This window comes from Mucilaginibacter sp. RCC_168 (genome assembly GCF_041355315.1).
Taxonomy (GTDB): domain Bacteria; phylum Bacteroidota; class Bacteroidia; order Sphingobacteriales; family Sphingobacteriaceae; genus Mucilaginibacter.
In genome coordinates, this window is record NZ_JBFUPN010000036.1 from 1 (window position 1) to 22,256 (window position 22,256).

The 22,256-nt window shown below is 42.6% G+C and carries 21 protein-coding genes; 10 read left to right on the forward strand and 11 right to left on the reverse strand.

Annotation, left to right across the window (positions count from 1 at the left end; translation table 11 throughout):
* The first annotated feature begins 186 nt into the window (after positions 1-186).
* The 6 genes from AB6735_RS26000 (at position 187) to AB6735_RS26025 (ending at position 6,217) form a co-directional block, all read left to right on the forward strand.
* Positions 187-720 carry an LptE family protein gene (locus AB6735_RS26000; protein ID WP_370999116.1) on the forward strand — a complete coding sequence of 178 codons (534 nt, stop codon included), beginning with the start codon at positions 187-189 and terminating at the stop codon, positions 718-720.
* A gap of 33 nt (positions 721-753) precedes the next feature.
* Positions 754-2,160, forward strand: a complete 1,407-nt coding sequence (locus AB6735_RS26005) for a hypothetical protein (RefSeq protein ID WP_370999117.1) — start codon at positions 754-756, stop codon at positions 2,158-2,160.
* Between the two features lie 9 nt (positions 2,161-2,169).
* Positions 2,170-2,538 carry a preprotein translocase subunit SecG gene (gene secG / locus AB6735_RS26010; RefSeq protein ID WP_370999118.1) on the forward strand — a complete coding sequence of 123 codons (369 nt, stop codon included), beginning with the start codon at positions 2,170-2,172 and terminating at the stop codon, positions 2,536-2,538.
* Positions 2,539-2,937: 399 nt separating this feature from the next.
* Positions 2,938-3,213, forward strand: coding sequence for a co-chaperone GroES (gene groES, locus AB6735_RS26015; RefSeq protein WP_076375713.1), 276 nt, complete (start codon positions 2,938-2,940; stop codon positions 3,211-3,213).
* Positions 3,214-3,362: 149 nt separating this feature from the next.
* Positions 3,363-4,997: a chaperonin GroEL gene (groL, locus tag AB6735_RS26020; protein WP_370999119.1), complete on the forward strand. Its 1,635-nt coding sequence runs from the start codon at positions 3,363-3,365 to the stop codon at positions 4,995-4,997.
* Between the two features lie 431 nt (positions 4,998-5,428).
* The gene (locus tag AB6735_RS26025) at positions 5,429-6,217 is read left to right on the forward strand and encodes a mechanosensitive ion channel family protein (protein ID WP_370999120.1); all 789 of its coding nucleotides are present in this window, start codon (positions 5,429-5,431) and stop codon (positions 6,215-6,217) included.
* Between the two features lie 289 nt (positions 6,218-6,506).
* On the opposite strand, the gene AB6735_RS26030 is transcribed toward AB6735_RS26025, so the two are convergent.
* From AB6735_RS26030 to AB6735_RS26055, 6 genes are all read right to left on the reverse strand, one after another.
* Entirely contained in the window at positions 6,507-7,853 is a 1,347-nt protein-coding gene (locus tag AB6735_RS26030; protein WP_370999121.1) for a DUF58 domain-containing protein, read from the reverse strand.
* Positions 7,854-8,016: 163 nt separating this feature from the next.
* A complete protein-coding gene (locus tag AB6735_RS26035) occupies positions 8,017-8,994 on the reverse strand; it encodes an AAA family ATPase (RefSeq protein ID WP_370999122.1) in 978 nt (325 codons plus the stop codon).
* Positions 8,984-10,168, reverse strand: a complete 1,185-nt coding sequence (locus tag AB6735_RS26040) for a DUF4350 domain-containing protein (protein WP_370999123.1) — start codon at positions 10,166-10,168, stop codon at positions 8,984-8,986. Before AB6735_RS26040 ends, AB6735_RS26035 begins: the two co-directional genes overlap by 11 nt.
* Positions 10,165-10,917 carry a hypothetical protein gene (locus tag AB6735_RS26045; protein ID WP_370999124.1) on the reverse strand — a complete coding sequence of 251 codons (753 nt, stop codon included), beginning with the start codon at positions 10,915-10,917 and terminating at the stop codon, positions 10,165-10,167. Before AB6735_RS26045 ends, AB6735_RS26040 begins: the two co-directional genes overlap by 4 nt.
* Positions 10,918-10,919: 2 nt before the next feature.
* Complete coding sequence (locus tag AB6735_RS26050; protein ID WP_370999125.1) at positions 10,920-11,807, reverse strand: hypothetical protein; 888 nt, start codon at positions 11,805-11,807, stop codon at positions 10,920-10,922.
* Entirely contained in the window at positions 11,791-12,759 is a 969-nt protein-coding gene (locus AB6735_RS26055; RefSeq protein ID WP_370999126.1) for a stage II sporulation protein M, read from the reverse strand. Before AB6735_RS26055 ends, AB6735_RS26050 begins: the two co-directional genes overlap by 17 nt.
* Before the next feature lie 168 nt (positions 12,760-12,927).
* On the opposite strand from AB6735_RS26055, the gene AB6735_RS26060 reads away from it, so the two are divergent.
* Positions 12,928-13,590 carry a hypothetical protein gene (locus tag AB6735_RS26060; RefSeq protein WP_370999127.1) on the forward strand — a complete coding sequence of 221 codons (663 nt, stop codon included), beginning with the start codon at positions 12,928-12,930 and terminating at the stop codon, positions 13,588-13,590.
* 422 nt (positions 13,591-14,012) lie between these two features.
* Positions 14,013-14,759 carry an RDD family protein gene (locus tag AB6735_RS26065; RefSeq protein ID WP_370999128.1) on the forward strand — a complete coding sequence of 249 codons (747 nt, stop codon included), beginning with the start codon at positions 14,013-14,015 and terminating at the stop codon, positions 14,757-14,759.
* Here the strand turns inward: AB6735_RS26065 and AB6735_RS26070 are convergent.
* Complete coding sequence (locus AB6735_RS26070; protein WP_370999129.1) at positions 14,741-15,106, reverse strand: DUF2752 domain-containing protein; 366 nt, start codon at positions 15,104-15,106, stop codon at positions 14,741-14,743. The two genes, AB6735_RS26065 and AB6735_RS26070, sit on opposite strands and share 19 nt — an antisense overlap.
* Positions 15,106-15,579: a DUF5684 domain-containing protein gene (locus tag AB6735_RS26075; protein WP_370999130.1), complete on the reverse strand. Its 474-nt coding sequence runs from the start codon at positions 15,577-15,579 to the stop codon at positions 15,106-15,108. The genes AB6735_RS26070 and AB6735_RS26075 overlap by 1 nt, the downstream gene beginning before the upstream one ends.
* A gap of 131 nt (positions 15,580-15,710) precedes the next feature.
* On the opposite strand from AB6735_RS26075, the gene AB6735_RS26080 reads away from it, so the two are divergent.
* Complete coding sequence (locus AB6735_RS26080; RefSeq protein ID WP_370999131.1) at positions 15,711-17,138, forward strand: L-serine ammonia-lyase; 1,428 nt, start codon at positions 15,711-15,713, stop codon at positions 17,136-17,138.
* Between the two features lie 263 nt (positions 17,139-17,401).
* Here the strand turns inward: AB6735_RS26080 and AB6735_RS26085 are convergent, their stop codons facing one another.
* Together AB6735_RS26085 and AB6735_RS26090 are read right to left on the reverse strand one after the other, a co-directional pair.
* Positions 17,402-17,962: a histidine phosphatase family protein gene (locus tag AB6735_RS26085; protein WP_370999132.1), complete on the reverse strand. Its 561-nt coding sequence runs from the start codon at positions 17,960-17,962 to the stop codon at positions 17,402-17,404.
* A 63-nt stretch (positions 17,963-18,025) separates the two neighbouring features.
* Positions 18,026-18,307 (reverse strand): ATP-dependent Clp protease adaptor ClpS, encoded by a 282-nt coding sequence (locus AB6735_RS26090; protein ID WP_166091644.1) that lies wholly within the window; start codon positions 18,305-18,307, stop codon positions 18,026-18,028.
* Between the two features lie 114 nt (positions 18,308-18,421).
* On the opposite strand from AB6735_RS26090, the gene AB6735_RS26095 reads away from it, so the two are divergent.
* Positions 18,422-19,294, forward strand: a complete 873-nt coding sequence (locus AB6735_RS26095; protein WP_370999133.1) for a hypothetical protein — start codon at positions 18,422-18,424, stop codon at positions 19,292-19,294.
* 129 nt (positions 19,295-19,423) lie between these two features.
* On the opposite strand, the gene AB6735_RS26100 is transcribed toward AB6735_RS26095, so the two are convergent.
* On the reverse strand, positions 19,424-22,141 hold the full coding sequence (locus AB6735_RS26100) for a TonB-dependent receptor (RefSeq protein ID WP_370999134.1): 2,718 nt from the start codon (positions 22,139-22,141) through the stop codon (positions 19,424-19,426).
* Between the last annotated feature and the right edge of the window lie 115 nt (positions 22,142-22,256).

Sequence of the window (22,256 nt, forward strand, 5' to 3'; positions counted from 1 at the left end):
GTGGTGAGTGGTGAGTGGTGAGTGGTGAGTGGTGAGTGGTGAGTGGTGAGTGGTGAGTGGTGAGTGGTGAGTGGTGATCAAAAATGCCAAGCAATTTAGAATTTATGTTTTAGAGTTTAGAACTTATGTTTTAGAGTTTAGAATTTAATTTTTAGAATTTAAAGATTAGGATTTAGAATTTACAGAATGAAAATTTTCAGGTTATTAGGGGTTATTGCTGTTTGTTCATTAAGCTTGCTGCTATCATCTTGCTATACGCTCCGAAATGCTTCTATCCCTCCGGGTATGAAAACCCTTGATGTGCAGTTTTTTGAAAATAATTCGCCCCTGGTGGTAGCCAATTTAAGTCAGAACTTTACAGAAGGATTAAAGACGAGGATACGTAACCAAAGCCGGCTAAGTATTTCCCGTAATGCGGATGCGGATGCTACCTTGTCGGGCAGTATCATAGGGTATACCATAGCGCCGGTTTCTATCCAGGCGGTAGCCAATAATGTGGCCCCTATTGCCGATGCGAACAGGCTGACGATTACTGTAAGAGTTAAATTTGTTTACAATACAGCAAAGACTCCTGCCGAGAAAAAGCTTTCTTTTGAAGAAACATTTACCAATTATCAGGATTATAAAGGGGACATAGGGGCACAGGAGCAAAGCCTGATAAGAACCATAACGGATAAAATAACAGAAGATATTTTTAACAAAGCCTTTTCTAATTGGTAGGCAATTCGTACTTTCAACCACGTGGAGCAAGACTTGAATAACAGGCAGAACGGAATACTATTGGAATTGTTGGCTAATCCGGCCAATACAGGGCAGCAGCATAGCTATAATTTGCAGCAGTTGGTTAATGAATTCCCGCAGAGTGGCTTACTGCGCGCTGTGCTTGCCCGTGCGGGTAATAGCACTGATCTGAAGCAGGCTGCCGCTTATTTTGATCCGCGGCTTTTATATAAACTTACGCATGAGGCCGACAATCTGGCCGTAGTATCACCGGCACAAATTGTGGGTCATTCTGCTGATACCGGCAGCCATCAAAGCAGTGAACGCTTCGTTCATACCGGTGAAAACTATTTTAATAGTGGGCAGGTATCCGAAAATATGGTAACAAATGAACCTGTTGCCGCGGAGCTTCATGCCGAAGATCAGTTTGTAAATAAAAACAGGACACCAGCCGAAGCCGAAGAAGAGCATCTGCAAAACCAGTCGGTAACAACTGAACCGGTAGCTCCGGTTTCACCTGCTCATCATGAAATTGAAGACGAGGTATACGACGAAATAAGAGGTATTGATGAACCGGCAAAAGCAGTTGCGCCCCCTCATGACGGTATTGATGATGAGGTGTATGACGAGATATTAGGCATTGAGCATATCCACATTCCCGCGCACGAGCATGAAAAGGCACAGGAGCCAGTGATTGCCGATGAAAAAACAAAAGTAAACGAACCCGATGCGATATCAGAAGATTGGGTGATTGGCAGCATAGCAGGCAGCGATTACTTTATGTTTGATAAATCGATCGCTGATCAGAGACACCATGAAGAGGTAAAAGAGGAAGATGCTCTGCCGCTGATTTCTGAGCCGGCAACGCATGCCAATGGCAGCACCGCGACAGATACCGAAAGTCAGCACGTATCCAAATACGACGACGAAAAAATGCCTTATACCTTTATGTGGTGGTTGGATAAGACCCGTAAAGAGTATGCCGAAACTTATCAGCCTTATACCAATCCTGCACCGGCTCCTGCACAGCCAGTCCGGATACAACAGAACAATAGCGTAAAAGAACCTGCCACCGATGCACTGCAGCAGCAGTATGTTGAAAATATTTTCCATGTACGGTCATTAGAGGAACTGGAAAAAACACCTCAACCGGATGGTCCCGAAGTAAAACGGAAAGAAGATATTATCATTGAACGCTTTATACAGGAAGAGCCCCAAATACGGCCGCCAGCTATAGATAAACTGGATAATGAGAATAAAGCCAAAAAGAGCTCGGAGGATCGTAACGATCTGGTAAGCGAAACATTGGCCCAGATTTACGCCGACCAAATGCTTTACCACAAAGCAATAGCTACTTATAAAAAATTGATGTTGAAATTCCCGGAAAAAAGCCGTTACTTTGCCACCCAAATTGAACAGTTAGAAAAGAAAACCAATTAATATAAAGAAATGTATTTAGTTTTAATTATCATTACCATTATCGTTTGCATCCTTTTAGGCCTTATTGTGCTGATCCAAAACCCTAAAGGTGGTGGTTTATCATCAAATTTCTCCAGCTCATCACAATTGATGGGTGTACAAAAAACAGGCGATTTTTTAGAAAAAGGTACCTGGGTGCTGGCCATTAGTGTAATGGTTTTATCACTGGCCATTAACGTGGCTGTAAAAGGTGGTTCATCAGCAAGCAGCGGTAACCCGGCATTGAAAGAGCAAATTGAAAAAGCTTCAAAACCAAGCGCGCCTGCAAGTGCACCATTGAGCTTACCTTCAACACCAACACCTGCACCGGCTAAGCCAGATGCAAAACCGGCTAAATAAGCATAAGGTTAAAAGAATAAAAAAGGCTTTGGATACGTCCAAAGCCTTTTTTTGTGAATAAAACTCAAATGAGTTTTGAAGGGAAAATGACATGCTTTATTGCTGATAGTATGAGATGTTATTAATTTAGAACCCGTAATAATTTTTGATAGTAATATTGCACTCGGGGTTATAGATATCCTGCGAGCAGCCTTAAACGTGTAAAATCCCGTTGATCTTCAAAAGCTGGTAACTGACACGATGGCACTGGGATATTAAAAGATTGTTAAGTGTCAAAAATAAAATAACCTTTAGCTGACATTACAACAGTTTAGCCTGTCAATATTGACCATTGTATTTGCTTGGCATAATTGATGAGGAATTGCACACGAAACTTAAATAAAATAAACAGATATAACTATGTCATTAAACATTAAACCAATCGGCGACAGAGTTGTGGTGGAAGCTGCAGCTGCCGAAGAGAAGACCGCTTCGGGAATTATCATCCCGGATACCGCTAAAGAAAAACCTCAGCGTGGAACTATCGTTGCAGTAGGCGATGGTAAAGTAGATGAGCCTTTAACCGTAAAAGTTGGTGACCAGGTTTTATATGGAAAATACGCAGGTACCGAAATTACTTATGAAGGTAAAGAGTATCTGATCATGCGCGAATCTGATATTTACGCGGTACTTTAATTAGTGAATGGGTGAATTAGTGATTTAGTGAATTTTTATTTACAGATCATCAAAAGAAACCCCAATTTAAATTAAAATCAAAAAACAATTATTAGGTAGTGAAGCTCAAATCACTAATTCACTAACTCAATAATTCAATAACTAAAAAAATGGCAAAACAAGTTAAATACAATGTTGAAGCACGCGACGCTCTAAAACGCGGTGTTGATATTTTAGCCAACGCGGTTAAAGTAACATTAGGTCCTAAAGGTCGTAACGTAATTATTGATAAAAAATTCGGTTCACCGGCTATCACTAAGGATGGTGTAACTGTGGCTAAAGAGATCGAACTAAAAGATGCTTTAGAAAACATGGGTGCCCAGATGGTGAAAGAAGTAGCTTCAAAAACTGCTGACATTGCTGGTGACGGTACTACTACCGCTACGGTTTTAGCTCAGGCTATTGTTACTGCAGGTATTAAAAATGTTGCAGCTGGCGCTAACCCAATGGATTTGAAACGCGGTATCGACAAAGCTGTAGTGGTTGTTGTGGAGAACTTAAAAGCTCAATCACAAACTGTTGGTGAGGACAATAACAAGATCAAACAAGTTGCTGCTATTTCTGCAAATAACGACGAGGTTATCGGTTCGTTAATTGCCGAAGCTATGGCTAAAGTTGGTAAAGACGGTGTAATTACCGTTGAAGAAGCAAAAGGTACCGAAACTGAAGTTAAAACTGTAGAAGGTATGCAGTTTGACCGTGGTTACCTTTCTCCATACTTTGTAACCAACGCCGATAAAATGGAAGTGGAACTGGAAAATCCTTACATCCTGATCTATGATAAAAAGATCTCTTCGATGAAAGAATTACTTCCTATCCTGGAGAAACAAGTACAAACCGGCAAACCGTTGCTGATCATTGCCGAAGATCTTGACGGCGAAGCTTTAGCTACTTTGGTAGTTAACAAAATCCGTGGTTCACTGAAAGTGGCTGCTGTTAAAGCTCCAGGCTTCGGCGATCGTCGTAAAGCTATGTTAGAGGATATCGCTATCCTGACTGGTGGTACTTTGATCTCTGAAGAAAGAGGTTACAAATTAGAAAATGCCGATCTTTCTTACTTAGGTACTGCTGAAAAGATCGTTATTGACAAAGATAATACTACGATCATCAATGGTGCTGGTTCTGCCGATGAGATCAAAGGCCGTGTAAGCCAGATCAAATCTCAGATCGAGTCAACTACATCTGATTATGACCGCGAAAAATTACAGGAACGTTTAGCCAAATTATCTGGCGGTGTTGCTGTATTGTACGTAGGTGCTGCTACAGAGGTAGAAATGAAAGAGAAAAAAGATCGTGTTGACGATGCTTTACATGCAACCCGCGCGGCTGTTGAAGAAGGTATTGTTGCAGGTGGTGGCGTTGCCTTCATCCGTGCGGTAGCTGCTTTGGCTAACCTTAAAGGTGATAATGAAGACGAGAACACTGGTATCCAGATCATCCGTCGTGCTATTGAAGAACCTTTACGTCAGATTTGCGAAAACGCTGGTATCGAAGGTTCTATCGTTGTGCAAAAAGTTAAAGAAGGCACTGCCGATTTTGGTTATAACGCACGTACCGACAAATATGAAAACCTGATCGGTGCAGGTGTTATCGATCCAACTAAAGTAGGTCGTGTAGCTTTAGAGAACGCAGCTTCAATCGCGGCTATGTTGTTAACAACAGAAGTTGTATTAGCTGATGATCCTGAAGATGCTCCAGCTGGTGGTCCACCAATGGGTGGCGGCGGCATGGGCGGCATGATGTAAGCTCCCCAGCCCCCTGAAGGGGGTGTTAGATAAATGTGCAGATGTGCAAATGATTAATATATAGTCATCAGTTTATCTGCACATTTAAAATCTGCATATCTGCACATCAAACAAAACGTCTGTATGCAAAAGCATACAGGCGTTTTGTTTTTTATACCCTTGTTGGTCATGAAAAAGTAAACGGATAGTCACGAGTTAATCATTTGATTAGTTTTTATTATTTACTTGATCTGGCTTCCGTATTTTTGCGTAACAAATCTGAAACTTGTATTCCGGGCACAGGATTTGTGTATGGTAAAGTAATCATGAAAAAAATAGTTCAAACATCAAAATTAGTGCGCAGTACCATAGTAGATTGGGTGCTGATCAAAGGCCCTGAGCTATTTGTTACTATTTACGGTAAATAAAATTTTTACCTTTGCTTTCATATTATGAAAGTAGAAGAATTTTATCAGGAGTTTCATCATTGGCTGGTTACCCGCGGGCCAAATTACGTAGGCGGGATCATCATATTTTTTATTGGTCTTTGGGTCATCAAGCTTATCCGCACCAGGATGCGCAACCGGATGATCAGAAGAGGTATCCACTCATCCTTACAGCCCTTTTTTCTGAGCCTTACCATTACCGCGCTTTATGTGCTGCTGGTGATATGGGTAATGAATATTATTGGCTGGGAAATGACCATTTTTACTACCATTATCGGCGCGTTCAGTGTGGCTGCCGGTTTGGCGCTGTCTGGTACATTTCAAAACTTTGCAGGTGGTGTACTGATACTGTTACTAAAACCATTTGAGCTTAATGACAGCATTTTGGCCCAGGGCCAGGACGGCACCGTAACCTCTATACAGATGTTCTACACGGTTTTACTTACCGCCGATAACAAAACGGTTATTATCCCCAACGGCAAACTGTTTAATGAGGTTATCATTAACGTAACCCGCGAAGGTAAGCGCCGCCTTGATTTTGAAGTGAAGGTAGGTTATGCCAACGATGTTGAAAAAGTAAGAGGGATTATCGAAAATGCGATCAATACCACCACGGGTCTGCTAAAAACACCGGCTTCAAAAGTAGGCGTCAACAGCCTGGAGATCGATTCCATCAGGTATGTTGTCAACGTATGGGTTCAGCCAGGCAATTTTTTAACCGCCAAATGGACCCTGCAGGAAAAGATCATCAAAGACCTGGGAAGCGCCGGTATTGCGTTCCCGAAAGCAGGATAGGTTGGGAAGAGAATCAAGAAGTAGAGTCAAGAATCAGGATAATTCGAGTATCGCCTTCTCCAACACGTCATACGAGCGCAGCGTGGCAATCCCCGACTTGCAGGGTGTCTTTGTAAGTCGGGGATTGCCACGTCGTTCCTCCTCGCAATGACGTGTTGGGGGAAATGGCCTGTCATCCTGAGCTTGTCGAAGGATCGCGCGCAGAGGCTTGGCCCACCATGCTTCGACAAGCAGCATGACAGCCTTATCTCTTGATTCTTGACTCTAATCTCTTGATTCTCTCTTGCCCTTAAATCTTCTGCTTAGCCTTAATTTCCAGGTACCGGTTAATGGTATTGATAGTGAGGTTTTGCGGGGCGCTCAGGATAGATTGTATACCATGTTTGGCCAGCTCCTTTACGATGAGTTTTTTATCGTAGGCAAATTTTTCGGCTATGGTTTTTATGTAGATGCCTTCCACATCGGCGGCAGGTTGCTCGCTTAACTTTTTGAGCTCGGTATTTTCAAAAAATACAACCAGCAGCAGGTGGTATCTGGCTATTCTTTTTAAAAATGGGAGTTGCCTGTGCAGGGCGTTCAGGCTTTCGTAATTGGTGAAAAATACCACCAGGCTGCGCTGCTTGATCACTTTACGTACAGTGGCAAACAGTAGCTCCATATTGGTTTCCAGGTAACGCGTTTTCTCTTTATATAAAGCTTCCAGTATCTTGTTCAGATGCGCTGGCCGTCTTTCGGCAGGTATTACGGTTCCAAGCTTTTCAGATATGGTGATCAGCCCGGCCTTATCCTCTTTTAATAACGCCACATTTGACAGTACCAGGCTGGCATTGATGGCATAATCCAGTAGGCTCAACCCCTCAAAAGGCATTTTCATGGCCCTTGATTTATCAATAACACAGTATACATGCTGTGATTTTTCGTCGGTGTATGAATTAACCATCAGGTTACCCTGCCTTGCGGTGGCTTTCCAGTTGATGGTGCGGTAATCATCGCCCTGAACGTAGCTTTTTACCTGCTCAAACTCCATACTATGCCCAATGCGGCGTATTTTTTTAATACCGATGTCTGTGAGCCGGTTGGATATGGCCATCAGCTCATACTTACGCATCTGCAGAAAGGATGGGTATACCGGCAGTATTTCTGCTTGTTCAAAATTATAGCGCCGCCTGATAAAGCCTATAGGCGATTTAACATACACCCGGATATCGCCAAATTCATATTCGCCCCGACGCGTTGGCCTCAATACATAATTGATGAGTTTTTTTTCGCGCGGTTTCAGATTGGTTTTAAACCAGATATCGCGCTTTTGAAACTGGAAGGGGATCTCGTCAATAATGCCAACGCTAACAGGGAAACCATACCAGTTTTCGATATAAACACCCAGGTCGTTGTTATCGCTGTTGCTCAGGCGTTCGGGCGCATGGCGTTTGGCAAATACCCCGTTTGCCGTGCGGTACAGCAGCAGCACATCTATCAAAAATAATATGATCAGCACCCAAAATGCCAGTGTTGGGATAAGCCCCAGCCACGGGAAAAAGAACGACAATAAAAACAACACCACACTGCAGGTTAAAGCGGCAAACAGGCGGTTTGTTAAAAAGAGGTTTCTATAAAAGAGGCTGATGAATTTTTTCACTATATGTTTAACTATCCTCTCCAATTCGTCATTGCGAGGAACGAAGCAATCCCCAATATACAGAGCCGCTCTGTAAATAGGGGATTGCCACGCTATCGCTCGCAATGACGTATTGGGGATTTGGGTTATCTTGATTCTTGACTCTCACTTCTTAATTCTCGTTTTATCTCGGTATTTCCAATTTCTGTATGATCTGTGCTACCACATCATCCGGACTTACGCCTTCCATCTCCTTATCCGGTGTAAGCATAATACGGTGCCTTAGCACCGGGGCAGCTACGTAAATAATGTCATCAGGTGTAATAAAATCGCGGCCTTTAATAGCGGCAACGGCTTTAGCAGCGTTGATCATGGCCAATGATGCACGCGGCGAACCACCCAGGAACAATGATTTATGGTTGCGGGTTTCGTAAATGATCTTAGCGGTAAACTCCAGCAGCTTGGCCTCTACATGAAAAGCCCGTACCTGTTGCCGAAGCGCGATAATATCTCCGCCTGATAAAACCGGCTGTATATGACTTAACTGGTCGGTTGTTTTTTGCTGATGCTGGCGGGTGATAATGGCAATCTCTTCTTCCAGCGTTGGATATTTGATCTCTACTTTAAACAAAAACCTGTCCAGCTGGGCCTCGGGTAAACGGTAGGTGCCTTCCTGCTCTACCGGGTTTTGTGTGGCCAGCACGGTGAATGGTTCCTGCATTTTATAGGTATGCCCGTCGATAGTCACCTGGCGTTCCTCCATCACCTCAAACAAAGCCGACTGGGTTTTGGCCGGGGCACGGTTAATTTCATCTATGAGGATAATGTTGCCAAAAATGGGTCCCTGCTTAAATTCAAACTCCGTGCTTTTGGGGTTAAATACCGAAGTGCCTAAGATATCCGAAGGCATCAGATCGGGCGTAAATTGTATACGAGAGTATTTGGCATCAATAGCTTTGGAGATGAGCTTGGCGGTTAATGTTTTGGCCACACCCGGTACACCTTCTATCAGGATGTGCCCATCGGCCAGGATGCCTGCGATCAGCAGGTCGATAGAATCCTGTTGCCCTACGATGATCTGGGCAAGTGTATATTTAATTTGATTAACCGCGTTACTGAGTTTGCTCAGATCGGTTCTGTTTTCAAAATTCTCATTTTCCATTATATCCGGTTTGGCTGTAAAATTCTTCTGTCAATTTATTCAATTCAATCAATTCCCTATCGGTTACTTGCTGCTGAACGCTGATGTAATTTACAGCATTGATCAGCGAGCTGGCAAAACCAGCATCGATACCAGTTTTTTGCGATAGGATACCGATAAATCCCTGGTCGAGTTTGCTGGTCTTTAAGCGGTAGCGCTCTCTGATATGATCAAGCAGGTAAATAACCTTTTTATGGGCGATGTTGGCATTGTTGCGTTTTTCATAATATACCTGGCCCACTACTGTAACAAAATCAAGCGTAGAATTTGGCAGCGGTTCAATTACTGGGATCACGCGCTGACGGCGTTTCATCTCGTAAAAAACAAATAGGAGTATGCTGGCCAGGCTCAGGTAATAAGCCCACTGTAAAGCAGGGTTTCTGAAAAATACGCGTAATGGCGATTCATCCTCTTGAATATCACCATTTTGAAATTGGTCCCAGTAAACATATTGGGCTTTAGGTAGGTACGACAGAGCCTTCGATACATAATCGGCTCCTTGCGGGGTTAGCAGGCTGTAATTGGTAAAAACATCAGGTGTGGCACACAGGTATAGCGTACCTTTCCCAAATTTATAACTTAAAAAAGTGCAATGATCTGCATAGTTTTTACCTATAACCGTAGCTTTTGCAGTGTCGAGCGCCGAAAAATACTGGTTGGCAATATCACGCTTAAATACATAGTTGTTGGCCGCCTTCAACTGTGGATTGGTAAAGTTGATGGATACATTCTTTTTGGCATACTCCGCCCGGCTCTCTATCTGTAAAGTATCGGTAATAAACCCGCGCCACTCAAAAGCCGACATGAATACCGAGTTTCCGGCTTTGATATATTTTACCATCGCCTCAAAATCAAACTTATTAAGCGTAATGCTTTTGGCTATAATGATGTAGTTTCCCTGTTGCAGGCTGTCGCCATGAAAAACATTATAAACTGATTTGTTGGTTCTGGTTAATTCGGCACCCGGATAAATATCTTTCAGCCTGTCGTACAATAAATAAGTACCAAAGGGGATCTTGTCCTGATAATACAAGGTTGACTGCCAGTTAACCGGTTGGGGTTTGTTATACTGAGCTACTACATAACCGATCAGTAACAGGCTGGCAATAGTGATATAGATCTTAAAGTCTCTCATACTATGCCTTTGTTAAAGTCCTGGAATACGGTATTGATGTTTTTGAAAGTTTGTCCGTCTATAACAAATTCGCCGTACCAAACATATTCAAACTGCAAGGTTAACGAGCTGAAAAGCTGGCGCTGATGAGCATTGGTCAGTTCATCAATATAGGTGCTGTTTGTTTTATCAATTTGCCATTTGATCAAATGCGCATCGCTTAGCTGTTTTAAGCTTTTTAAGTAAAGCATGCGTACAGCCAGGCGGTAATTATGCTGGGCAACGGCCCTTTCAATTTCATCGTCGAAGTTAATGTCGTGAATATTCTCCAATGATTCGGTGAAAGACAAATTGGCCGACATGGATTTACGCCTGAAAACGCCAAGCATATCAATACCCATGAGTTTAAGAACCAGGAACACCACGGCAGCCAAACCCGCGGCCAAAAACAAGTATTGCAGAAAATATAGCAGGATCCTCAAAAAGGGGCTCATAGCATGCTTGCTCAGTTTTAAAGGCTTAAACAAATTCCAGAACCAATGCCAGAAACGGTCCCACCAGGAGGGTGTGGTATCTGTATCATCCTTGTACTGAAATTCGGGCTGTTTGCTGTGCGCGGTAATAACAGCGTTATCAAAATGGCGCACACTTACCCTTGTCGTGTCGGGTTTAAGCACGAGCGGTTGTTTAACAGGTTTAACAGCCAGAGCGGCCCCATTGCTTGTATAAGCAAACAGCACAAAAATAATGGTACACAACAAGCGCAGCATGATCAATATTCTTCGGCAGGTAAATCAGTGTTGGTTGGGGTATTGCCCAGCTTGCTTATCTTATCCATTAAGCTGGTTCCATCCTTGCTTTCGGTTAAATTAAAATAGCAAAGCGACAAGGCGGTTACCGGTATTACCATAAATAGCTGACAAAGTTGCTGCAGTACAACCGTAAGTATTGCAAATGGTTTAGAAAGTGTCCAATGCATTGCTACACTTATACCATTCAGTATACTTGCAGGCATGGTAACTGCCATCATAGCCACATAAAAAATTATCCATATCACTATCAATGAACCAAATGTTACCCACCAATTTTCTTTGATCAGGAAAAAGCTGCGGTTAAAGGCGTAGCTAAAGCTGGTATTCTCCATCACCATGATCGGCAATATCAACGCGAAAATAGGGGCAAGATAAAATCCGGGTACCAGGCAAAATACCAATGCGATACCCAGCAATAAATTAAGCAGAAAAGAACTGCCCAACACCTTCAGATAGTAATATTTAATATATCCCCACATCTCCTCGGTTGTAGGTACCTGCTTATCTTTCTCTTTGTATAAGGCTATATAGCTTAAAAAGGTAACAATTGTGGTGTTATAGATGAGTATTATAAAAAGGATAAACAAAAAGTACTCGGGCCCAAAAAAGCTAAATGGCGATGGCCTGTATTCATTGGTATTAAATGCGCCGTCACGTATGCTGTTCATGGTGCCTGTCCATTTTAACTGGAACAGCGAGGCACTGATGATACCTCCGGCTATAAAAATACCACAGAAGATAAAAAAGTATTTGAGCAGTGGTTTAATATTCTGCCTTACAAATAAAAAGGTGTCGCTTATAATTTCGCCAAAATCGCGGATCCGGGCTAATTCAACTTTGGGTTGCATGATAGGTGGTTTGGGTTTTTTTATAAATTATGTTTGGGTATATGATCACATACCATATAATGAACAATAGTGACGATGCTAATATAGTAATACTAAGCCATACCGGCATTTCGGTATGCCGGGTTACAAAGCCCTCAAAAAACGCCGCTACAATTAATATGGGGATAATGCCAATGGCTACCTTCATGCCGTCTTTAGCCCCTCTTTTTAAAGATACTATACGTTTGTAAGTTTTAGGGAACAATAAGCTGTTGCCCAGGATGATGCCTGCAGCACCCGCTATAATAATGGCCGAAATTTCCAGCGTGCCATGTATCCAGATCACCAGGATGGATTTTGCCCCTAACCCTTTGCTAAAAAAGTAGTACTGGAACGAGCCAAGCATAATACCGTTACGGAAAAGATAATAAACCGTACCAACGGTAAAGATGATACCGCTTACAAAGGTTACAAGGGATACGTAAATGTTGTTAGCGGCTATGCCTAAAAACATCAATGTTTCGCTGCCATTTTTGTATACGCCAAAAGGGTCGCCTTTCATGATGTTGGCATTAGTCATATCCACGTATTGGTCGCCCATGATCAGGCGTACAAAATTCTCATCATATTTGGCTGATAATGCACCTATCAAACAAAAAACCATAAAAAACAGGAAGGCATAAAGCAACTGCTTTTGATAGGTTTTGAACAACAGGGGCAGCTCATACTTCCAAAAAGTGAGGAATCGGTTGCTCTTTTCGCTTTTGTTTTTATAAATGGATTGATGCAAACCGGCCGCAAGCCCGTTAAGGTAAGCGGTAGTTTTTGATTTGGGGTAAAATGTTTTGGCATAAGCCAGGTCATCGGTTATCTGGATAAACCTGTCGGCAAGTTCGTCAGGATCTTGGGTTGGTTCCTGCTCAAAGCTGGTCCATTTCTGAGTGTTTTGCTTTACAAAAAGAGGTTCCCGCATGAATTGCCGTGTAAATAATTATTTGGTTAAAATAATTACAAAAGAGCTATATAACAACTAAAAAAGACAGATTTACATTTTATATTTTAATATATTCTGGTTGGATCCACCCTTAAGTGCAAAAATAATTATACATTTATTATTATAAACCTTTAAACCATCAATCACATGTTCAAGAATTTTAAATTCCAGACCTATTTCTGGACTACCTTTTGGGTAATCTCAGGGGTTGTTTTAGGATTCATTTTTATCATCATTTTTAATGGATGTGATGAAAAAATTAATATTGGCTCAGCGCTGATTTGGGCCGGTGCTTATTTTGTGCTGGGCGCCTTAGGCGGGTTTATTTTTGGTGTTCCCAAGATTGTTTCCGCTTCACAGCCGCCAGTTGCCGGGTCCATGGTAAGCCGTGTACCTGCTGCAGCTCCGGTTCCCGCAGAAAATCTGCCGGCGCAACCCGGAAATTCACCGGATGTACAATTCCCGCCTGCCCCACTGATACCTGTTGTTCCTGCAGCTTCTGTTATGAAAAACATTTCACAAAAAATGATTCAGGAAAACACCAACCTGACGCAGATATCCGACTGGCTCACCAAAGTCATCATTGGCGCAGGCCTCGTTCAACTGAAAGAAATTCCGCCTTACATCATGAAAATTGCAACCCGCATGGGCCAGGGGATTAGCCTTCACCCAAAAACACTGCAGTCGGCAGATCCCGCCATCATCCTTTCCGGAGGAATTATTATCTACTTCTTAACCTGGGGTTTTGCCAGTGGATATCTGATTATGCGCTTAGTAATTGCCGAACTACTTGCCGATGTGGAGCAATAAAAGAAATTCCCATATTTTTTAATCCTGTTGTATACTTTATATTTTGGTTATAATTTTCCAAAGGATAAAAAGTACCTGAATAGCCGGGTAAAGGCATAACGGGCTCCATATAAAAAAATAGCCAATCGCAACGAGCGCCGCCACAATTATAATAATTACAAGTGGACCACAACACCGGTTTTTATCTGGGGATGAAATGTTTGGGCATAAGCCAAGTCGTCGGTTATCTTGATGAATCTATCGGCAAGCTCCTTAGGGATCATTAGAAGAGTCCTGCTTAAAGCCTGTTCATTTTTGGAGTTTTGCTTTACAAAATGGGGTCCCCGCATGAATAGCCGTGTAAAAAATTGTTAGTTAAAATAATTATAAAAGAGCTATATAACAACTAAAAAAGACAGATTTACATTTTATATTTGAATCATATGCAAACGATAAAGGTAACCACCACACAAAACATAGATATTGATTACGAGGTAGCCGGTTTAGGCGAACGCATTGTGGCCTATATTATTGATCTGGCTATGTTTGTGGTGATTATTATAGCTACACTTATAGCTATTGGTTCGGCGGGTGGAATGGAAAGAGGAAGCAGTGGTATTGGGCTTGGTATAATGTTAATTATTTATGCCGTATTATTTGTTTTTTATGATCTGATATGTGAATTAGCCATGAATGGGCAAAGTGTGGGTAAAAAGATCATGAAAATAAAGGTAATAAGCCTGGATGGCGCCAGACCACGCCTGGGGCAATACCTCATGCGCTGGTTATTCCGGATAGTTGATTTTACCTTAACCAGTAATTTGTGCGCGTTGATATGCATAGCCGTGTCAGACAAATCGCAGCGTGTTGGCGACATGGTGGCCGGTACTACACTCATCAGGACCGTGCCCCGCACCAAAATGCAAAACATCGCCTTTAAACCGGCAGATGATAATTATCAGCCTGCATTTCCGGATGCTGCCAGGTTAAGTGAACAGGATATAGAACTGATAAACGAAGTGATCAACAATTATGTTAAAAGCGGTAACAGCATGCTGGTATATAATATGGCGCAACGCATCAAAGATCTGCTGAATATCAATCCTCCCGCCGAAATGAATAACATGTTGTTTTTGCAAACTATTATTAAAGATTACACCCACATTATAGCTCAGGCCGACGTTTTGTAATGGCCATATACCTCCCACATTTTAATGCCGTAGCTAATCAGTACAATACTACCCATAATCATGAACAAGGTTTTCTTGATGGTTGATTTGGGGGTATCCAGTTTAAAACAGCCATCGGCGATACCGTAGGCGAAGAAGAACAGGAGTGGAATGGCCGGAGGATACAGCGCGAAACTTTTTTGAAGATTACCCTGCAATAAGGCAACTACCGCGCGTTGAAAACCGCAGCCGGGGCAGTCGATCCCGGTTAAGTATTTAAAAGGGCAGGGGAGCAAATGATTTTGCAGCCAGTGGATAAAACCGGCCTGGCTGCAAAATATTTGTAAAGGGCTATTATTGAACAACATTACACCTGTGACGGAGGCGGATTAGTGTTGAACGGATCCTGGTAATTGGTTGATGGATCAAATGGTTTAGCACCCACAAACCCGGCGCCGGCAGGACCTAAATATGGATAGTTACCAAAGCCTAGAAGTGGAAGAAAGATAAATGATAGAAACATAATCCCAAGCGTAAAGCCAATGCCTTGACCGAAGCTTTTGCTTAAGAGGTTAATTGTCCAGGGGATGAAAACAATGCCTGTACATGGAATTAGCAGTAGAAATATCCACCATATAGGTTTGCCAATAATTTCTAAAAGTACAATGGTACTATAGATAGGAATTATTGATGCCCAGCCGGGTTTGCCGGCCTTTTCAAATATTTTCCACATGCCAATGATGGAGATAACTCCAACAATTATTGCAGGAATAATACATGCCATGAATATTGCAAAAAATATTCCGGACGAGGCTGCTGATGAAGGATCGTAATCTTGCATTTGATTTTGGTTTAAGTGATTGTTTGAGTGTTTTTGATTAACCGCAAATTATAAAATATTTAAATAAAAATTAAACGCATCGCTTTTTTATTACAAAGCATGAATGACATTTTATTCATAATTTTGACCTGATGCAGAGAGAACAAATTTCGGTTTTTGATATGTTCAAGATAGGCATAGGGCCTTCCAGTTCACATACATTGGGTCCCTGGCGGGCGGCGCAGCAATTTGTGCAGTCACTTGAACAACAAGCTGTTTTGCCCCTGGTTGAACAGGTAAAAATACTGCTTTACGGTTCGTTGGCTAAAACAGGTCGTGGTCATGGTACCGATATTGCCATACTATTAGGACTGAGCGGCGATGATCCGGTAACTTTTGAGGTTGATCAGATAACATCAAAAATAGGGGATATTACAGCAACCCATAAATTACAGCTTGGGGGCGTTCAAGCCATTACTTTTTCAGTGGCTGATGATCTGCTTTTCCTGTTTAACGAGAGTCTTCCTTTTCACCCCAACGCGGTAACTTTTCAGGCTTTTCTGAATAATGGGAAGGCTGTTTCAGAAACCTATTACTCCATAGGCGGTGGCTTTGTGGTAAAAGACGGTGGATCTAATCAGATCAAACAAGAGGTTGATTTGCCTTTCCCTATTGATACCGCTGCCGATCTGCTGCATTGGTGCATCAAAACCGGGCTCAAAATATCGGAAGTAGTAATGGAGAACGAGCTGGCCTGGCGCAGTGAGCAGGAAACCCGTAGTGGTGTGCTTAATATTTTCAAAGCCTTGAAAGAGTGCATTTATCGTGGCTGCCATACCACCGGACAATTACCGGGCGGTTTAAACGTGGCCCGGCGTGCTTTTAAACTCAACAGCAAATTAATAGGAAATAACACTTATACAAATTATGATGAATGGGTTGTAGCCATCCGTAAAACAGGCGAAAGTTTTAAAAATATACTGGATTGGGTAAGTTGTTTTGCGCTGGCTGTAAATGAAGAGAATGCCTCGTTTGGCAGAGTGGTTACTGCGCCTACCAATGGCGCGGCCGGTGTTATACCTGCGGTACTACAATATTATATTGTTTTTTGCGAAGGTAATACCGATCAGCGTATCATCCAGTTTTTACTCACTGCTTCAGAAATTGGCAGTATCTTTAAAAAAGGAGCTACTATATCGGCAGCAATGGGTGGCTGCCAGGCCGAAATCGGGGTGTCATCAGCCATGGCCGCAGCAGCGCTTACCGAGTGTATGGGTGGTACGCAAAGACAGGTACTCATGGCTGCCGAAATAGCGATGGAGCATCACCTGGGCCTCACCTGTGATCCGATAGGCGGACTGGTGCAAATTCCATGTATCGAACGCAATACCATGGGCGCTATCAAAGCCATAACAGCTTCGCAGCTGGCTTTGCAGAGTAACCCCGAAAAAGCTAAGGTGAGCTTGGATGCAGTGGTAAAAACCATGTGGCAAACCGCCCTTGACATGAACTCCAAATATAAGGAAACATCAGACGGGGGATTGGCTATCAACATCCCAATTAGCTTGCCGGAGTGTTAAGCCCCCGGTCCACTGAAGGGAGAGTTTAAATGTGATTAAACTAAGAGATTTCGCAAACCCCATCAGGGTTCAAGCTTTGTAGAATAAATCAGTTTCAAGACCAGTGCCGTAGGTACTTTACTTAGGTTGCATACCTATGGCATGCTTAATTCTTATCGTTTGTTTTCTACAAAGCTTTTACTCCGACGGAGTAGCCTTATTTTAATGAGATTTAGGAAATCAAAACGGTAAGATGCACGGTCCCTGGCTTTGCATAGTAAATCTTAAAAACTACAAGTTGCAGCGGGTTTTATTCCTTCCTTATCAACTGTTAAAACGGGTTTGTCGTTTTTAAAGGTTACCACCCAAATGGTATCATAATCACTATCGGGCCATTGCAGGTCTTTAATCTTTAGGCCGAGCTTTTTTAATATAGATGGGATCTCGTTATGTTCCCATACCACCAAAATGGTACCTTTTCGACCGGTAAGTTCCTCGGCTATGTCCTTTGTGTCCTCTTCTTCAAATACACTATTGATGGTTAAGTTATACTTAATGGCAAAAGGCGAAATGGTTTGAAACATGCGCGCCCGGGGAGTTGATTTACCCAAATGCAAGGCAGGGACGTAAACCCGATCGGGCAAACCGAATTTGGCTTTCAAAACTGCCGGTAGTTTTAGTGCCCGGTTTAAGCCAGTACATGACAGATTATCACCATCGTCAGGTTTCTCGGCATGGCGGATAAAAATCAACTTTAAATTTTTGCTTTGCGCGTTTGACCTGCAATTGGTGAAGCAGATCACCAATAAGGTCAAAGCAGGCAAAAAGGCAATTCTTTTTATCATAACTAACAATATCGAAAAATCTAAATCCCAAATCGAACATCCGAATTCCGAAATCAAAAGGGTTTACTCCACACTTACAGTGAGGCCTTCCTGCTGCAGTATTTTACGGTAGATCTCCATTTCGGTAAATGAACCTTCCAATACCGCGCATTTGCCTTCGTTGTGTACCTTCCAGGCAATTTTTTCGGCTTGTGTTTCTGAGTAATCGAGATACTTCATCATGCAATGGATCACGTGATCAAAGGTGTTAAAATCATCGTTCCACAATATCAGACGGTGAACTTCTTTAAGTCCTGCCAGTATCTCTTCGAGTGTGAGTGTTTCTTCCTGTGTTTCGGTTGGCATACGTAACTACAAATTTACTCAAAAACAATAATAAAAGTGTTAAAATTGTGTTTTATGGGCTTAAAAATCATGTTACAATATAGGCCGATCAAAAACCCTAAACGCCCCAACCCAATGAAAAAAATCGCTCCTCATCTTATTTTAGTATGTACCTTACAGTTAATAACTACCGGTGTAATGCATGCCCAAACCGCGAAAAATGCCCAATCGACATTAAAAACCCCATCCGCACCGGTTACTATTGATGGTAACCTGAAAGACTGGGGCGACAGTTTGCGGTATTTCAACGACGAAAAAAAGATCAATTACACGCTGGCCAATGATCAAACTATGCTTTACGCTGCTATAAGGATCAGTGACCGTATGGATCAGATCCGGACTTTAAACGCGGGAATTACCTTGAGCATTGATACAAAGGGCAAAAAAAAGGAAAGTTTTTCCCTTACTTTTCCACTGGCCGATCCGGGAACGCCTCCAACATTTGGAAAACGGGATAACCCAGGCGGCGATATTACCAAAGAAGATCGCGATGAGCTGATACGTGAACGTGTAACCAAACTACGCAATATAAAAGTGGTAGGTTTTAAAGATATTGAAGGTGACATGATAACTACCTCAAACACCTATGGTATTAAAGCCGCGATTGATTATGATGCCGAAGGTAACCTGGTTTATGAGATGGCCATACCCTTACAATTTTTTCATGCAGATGACATCGCTAAAAATGAATGGGCATTTAACTTTAAAATAAACGGCTTACAAAGGGCCAAAGGTGATGGTGCCGAAAATCCCGATCATCAAAGCGGTGGCTTTGGGGCAGGTGGTGCCGGGGGCAGAGGCGGTCGTGGCGGCGGAATGGGCGGCGGTGGTCGCGGCGGCAGGGGTGGTCGTGGTGGCGGCGGAGCGGGTGCTGGCGGGGCGGAAAGCGGCCGCAGCGAATTGGCCAGATCTGTTGATTTCTGGGAGAAATTTTACCTGGCTAAGTAATAATTCAAAAGTCAAAAAAACTTTCGTACTGAGGCATCCGGATAAGTGAAATAGCTGAATAAATAAAAAGTCAAAATCCATACCGGGTTTTGACTTTTTATTTTTGAATTTTAACTTTTAACTTCCAATCTACTCCACCTTATATTTAAATACCTGCCGGCCCAGGTTACCGTCGGCGTCAATGCCTTCAATAATTACGCGGTAGGTACCTTTGGCATCGGCATTAAAGAAGGACATCGAAGCATTACCATCTTTATCAGTGATGATCTTAGGATTCCAGTATATGGTCGATCGCAGATCCTGCATTTGTGCATTTGTTTTCGGGTCATCATATTGAGGCGAATAAAACTCCCGCGCTTTATAATATCCCTTAGGCGAGTAAGTAACTACGCCGGGAGCATAGCGATTATAAACGGATCCTTCGTCGCCACGTTTAGTAGTGATCACCAAAACTCCACCACCACCTCTGAAACCATATATGGCAGTATTGCCCACTGAACGTAAAACTTCAATACTGGCAATATCCGATACTACTATATTGTCCAGGTAGTCTGGTTCCATATAAATACCGTCGACCACTATTTGCATAGGGCCACCGCCACGGGTTGAATAGGGTTTGCCCCCGCGAAACTGTACTCCCAGGAGCCGGCCTTGTAGTATATTGGAAAGATTGCCGCCCATATTCTCCAGGTCTTTATAGGTTAAAACCTGGTCGGCATTACCTGCTCCGTTTAAGTTTGATGAATGTTTTACCGCCGTGGTGCGGGTATCTTTTACAACCACCTCTTTTAGTACGATGGTATGGTTCCCTATACCATATTTTACCTGCTCATTGAATAGTTTTTTGCTGTTCTGTAGATAAACCGAACGGACATCGCTCACATTTACCTGGATGTCGGCGGCATTTTTATTTTTCCCTACTGCTTGCGGAGCTATGTTGTCCAGTTCTATCTCCAGGTTCTTACGATCCTTAGCCGTACGGGCTTGCACTACAAATCTGATGCTATCCCTAAACACCAGGTTATTGAAAGTGAATTTACCCTGGGCATCAGCTACAGTATCTAAAATGAATACGCCGCCGGCAGTAGTAAATAGTGTTACCTTACCGTTAGGTACCGGTTTGCCACCAAACGTTTTTAAATGCCCGGTTACCTGTAATGTTTTTTCGGGTTGATAAACCACAGGAGGGAAGGTATCGTTGATCACCTGTTTCCATTCAAACCTACGGTAGCCCTGGGTTAGCATCAATACGTCAAGATCGGCTTTAGTTTTAGCGCTTTGATCTGCAAAATAATAACCGGGTTTTTCTATATACCCTTTCAGGTCGGAGCTTAGTAATATGTTCGAAAAAATACTTTCTTCCGTAGTTTCATCAACCGGTACTTTTGACAGATCGATAACTGAGGCTGAAAAGCTGCCGATAATGGGCTTGTCATCTTTGTCTTTCGCATTCAGACTAATGGTTACTTTTTCGCGGGGCGCAAATTGCTGCTTAGGCGCCGAAACCGATAATTTAAGGTGATCTGGATTTTGAATAAATACAACACGCTCATTCAATGGTTCGCCATTGGCCGAAAACAAAGTGAACTGTACAATGCCCGATGGGAATTTGCTCTTCGGAATAACGGCCCTGAATGTTTTACTGTTATCGGAACTTTTAGCGGCATAATAAATTTCACCGCTGCTTTGCGCTACCAGCATCAGGCTTCCGGCAGCTGTGCCTTGTCCTGTAGCAGATCCGGGTAATATTTTTGCTACCACGTTATCATCAGCAGAATTGTCAATGTTTAAAACATAGGCATTATCAACCGCTTTAGGCAGGTTAAAATCAGCCGTGGATCCATCAGCAAATATGACATGGGCTTTATAAGTTTTGCCACTCATGGGGGTTAAGTTAAACACGCCCATGCCCAGGTGGGTACTGTTAAATGTAGCTACTGTTTGGTTTTGGTCATCCATAACCGTACCTTTTACATCAACACCAAGGCCATCGGCTCCAACGGCCTTAAAAGCTACTTTTGAACCGGCATCATTTACCAGGGTGCCGCTTTCCGGAAAAAATTGTACATCTACTTTAGCAGATACCGCTTTAATGGGCACTACCTTGGTGATCACCTTTTTATCGATGAGTTTGATATTGGCAATAATGTTACCGGTGGCTGCCGGGTTTGGAGTGGTATTAAGAAATGAGGCAGTTAAATCGCCTTTATCATTGGTTAAGCCCTTGCCTTTAGAAACTGTTTTGCCATTCAATTCAACGCGGTAGCTTACTTCATTACCGGCATATGGCGATCCGTTTGCATCGGTAAAATTGATCAGGGCATTTACCTTTTGTTTTCCATTTTGTTCGCCGTAAGTATACTCGGTTTTAGTGAAAACCGTATTACCGATGCCTTTGGATATAGTGATAGTTTTATCATAAAAATAGGCATCGCCAGCGTTGCGCATCCAATTGGTATAGGCTCTAATGCGGTAGTTGCCATCCTGCATCGTATCAGGCAGGGCAAAATCGCCATAAGCTATGCCACTGGTGAGTGGAAGTTTAATGCTGCGCTTTACTGAATCATCTTCGCCGATCAGATCGACATTTAAAATTTCGCTATAAGCGGATAGCTGGTGCTTGCTGCCAATGGTTACGTAAGCCTTAAACCAGATGTCGTCGCCAACGGCATAGTAAGGTTTGTCCAGATGGAGGTAAACTTTTTCCTGCGGATGCTCGGAACGCCACTTATAAAGCTGGTCGACCAGTTTACCGAGCAGATCATCGCCTGGGCCTGTGAAACCGAAAATTACCGTAGCAATCACAGTTATCAATAAGCCGACAGATACTTTTTTGAATGTTATCATGGTAAATAAAGTTTAATCTACACAAAATATCTAATCAGGCGATGAGTTGTGAGGTTTTAGGTTTATATGTAAGGTTAATGTACGATGTGTTTAAGCCATATCCAAAGCTTAATTT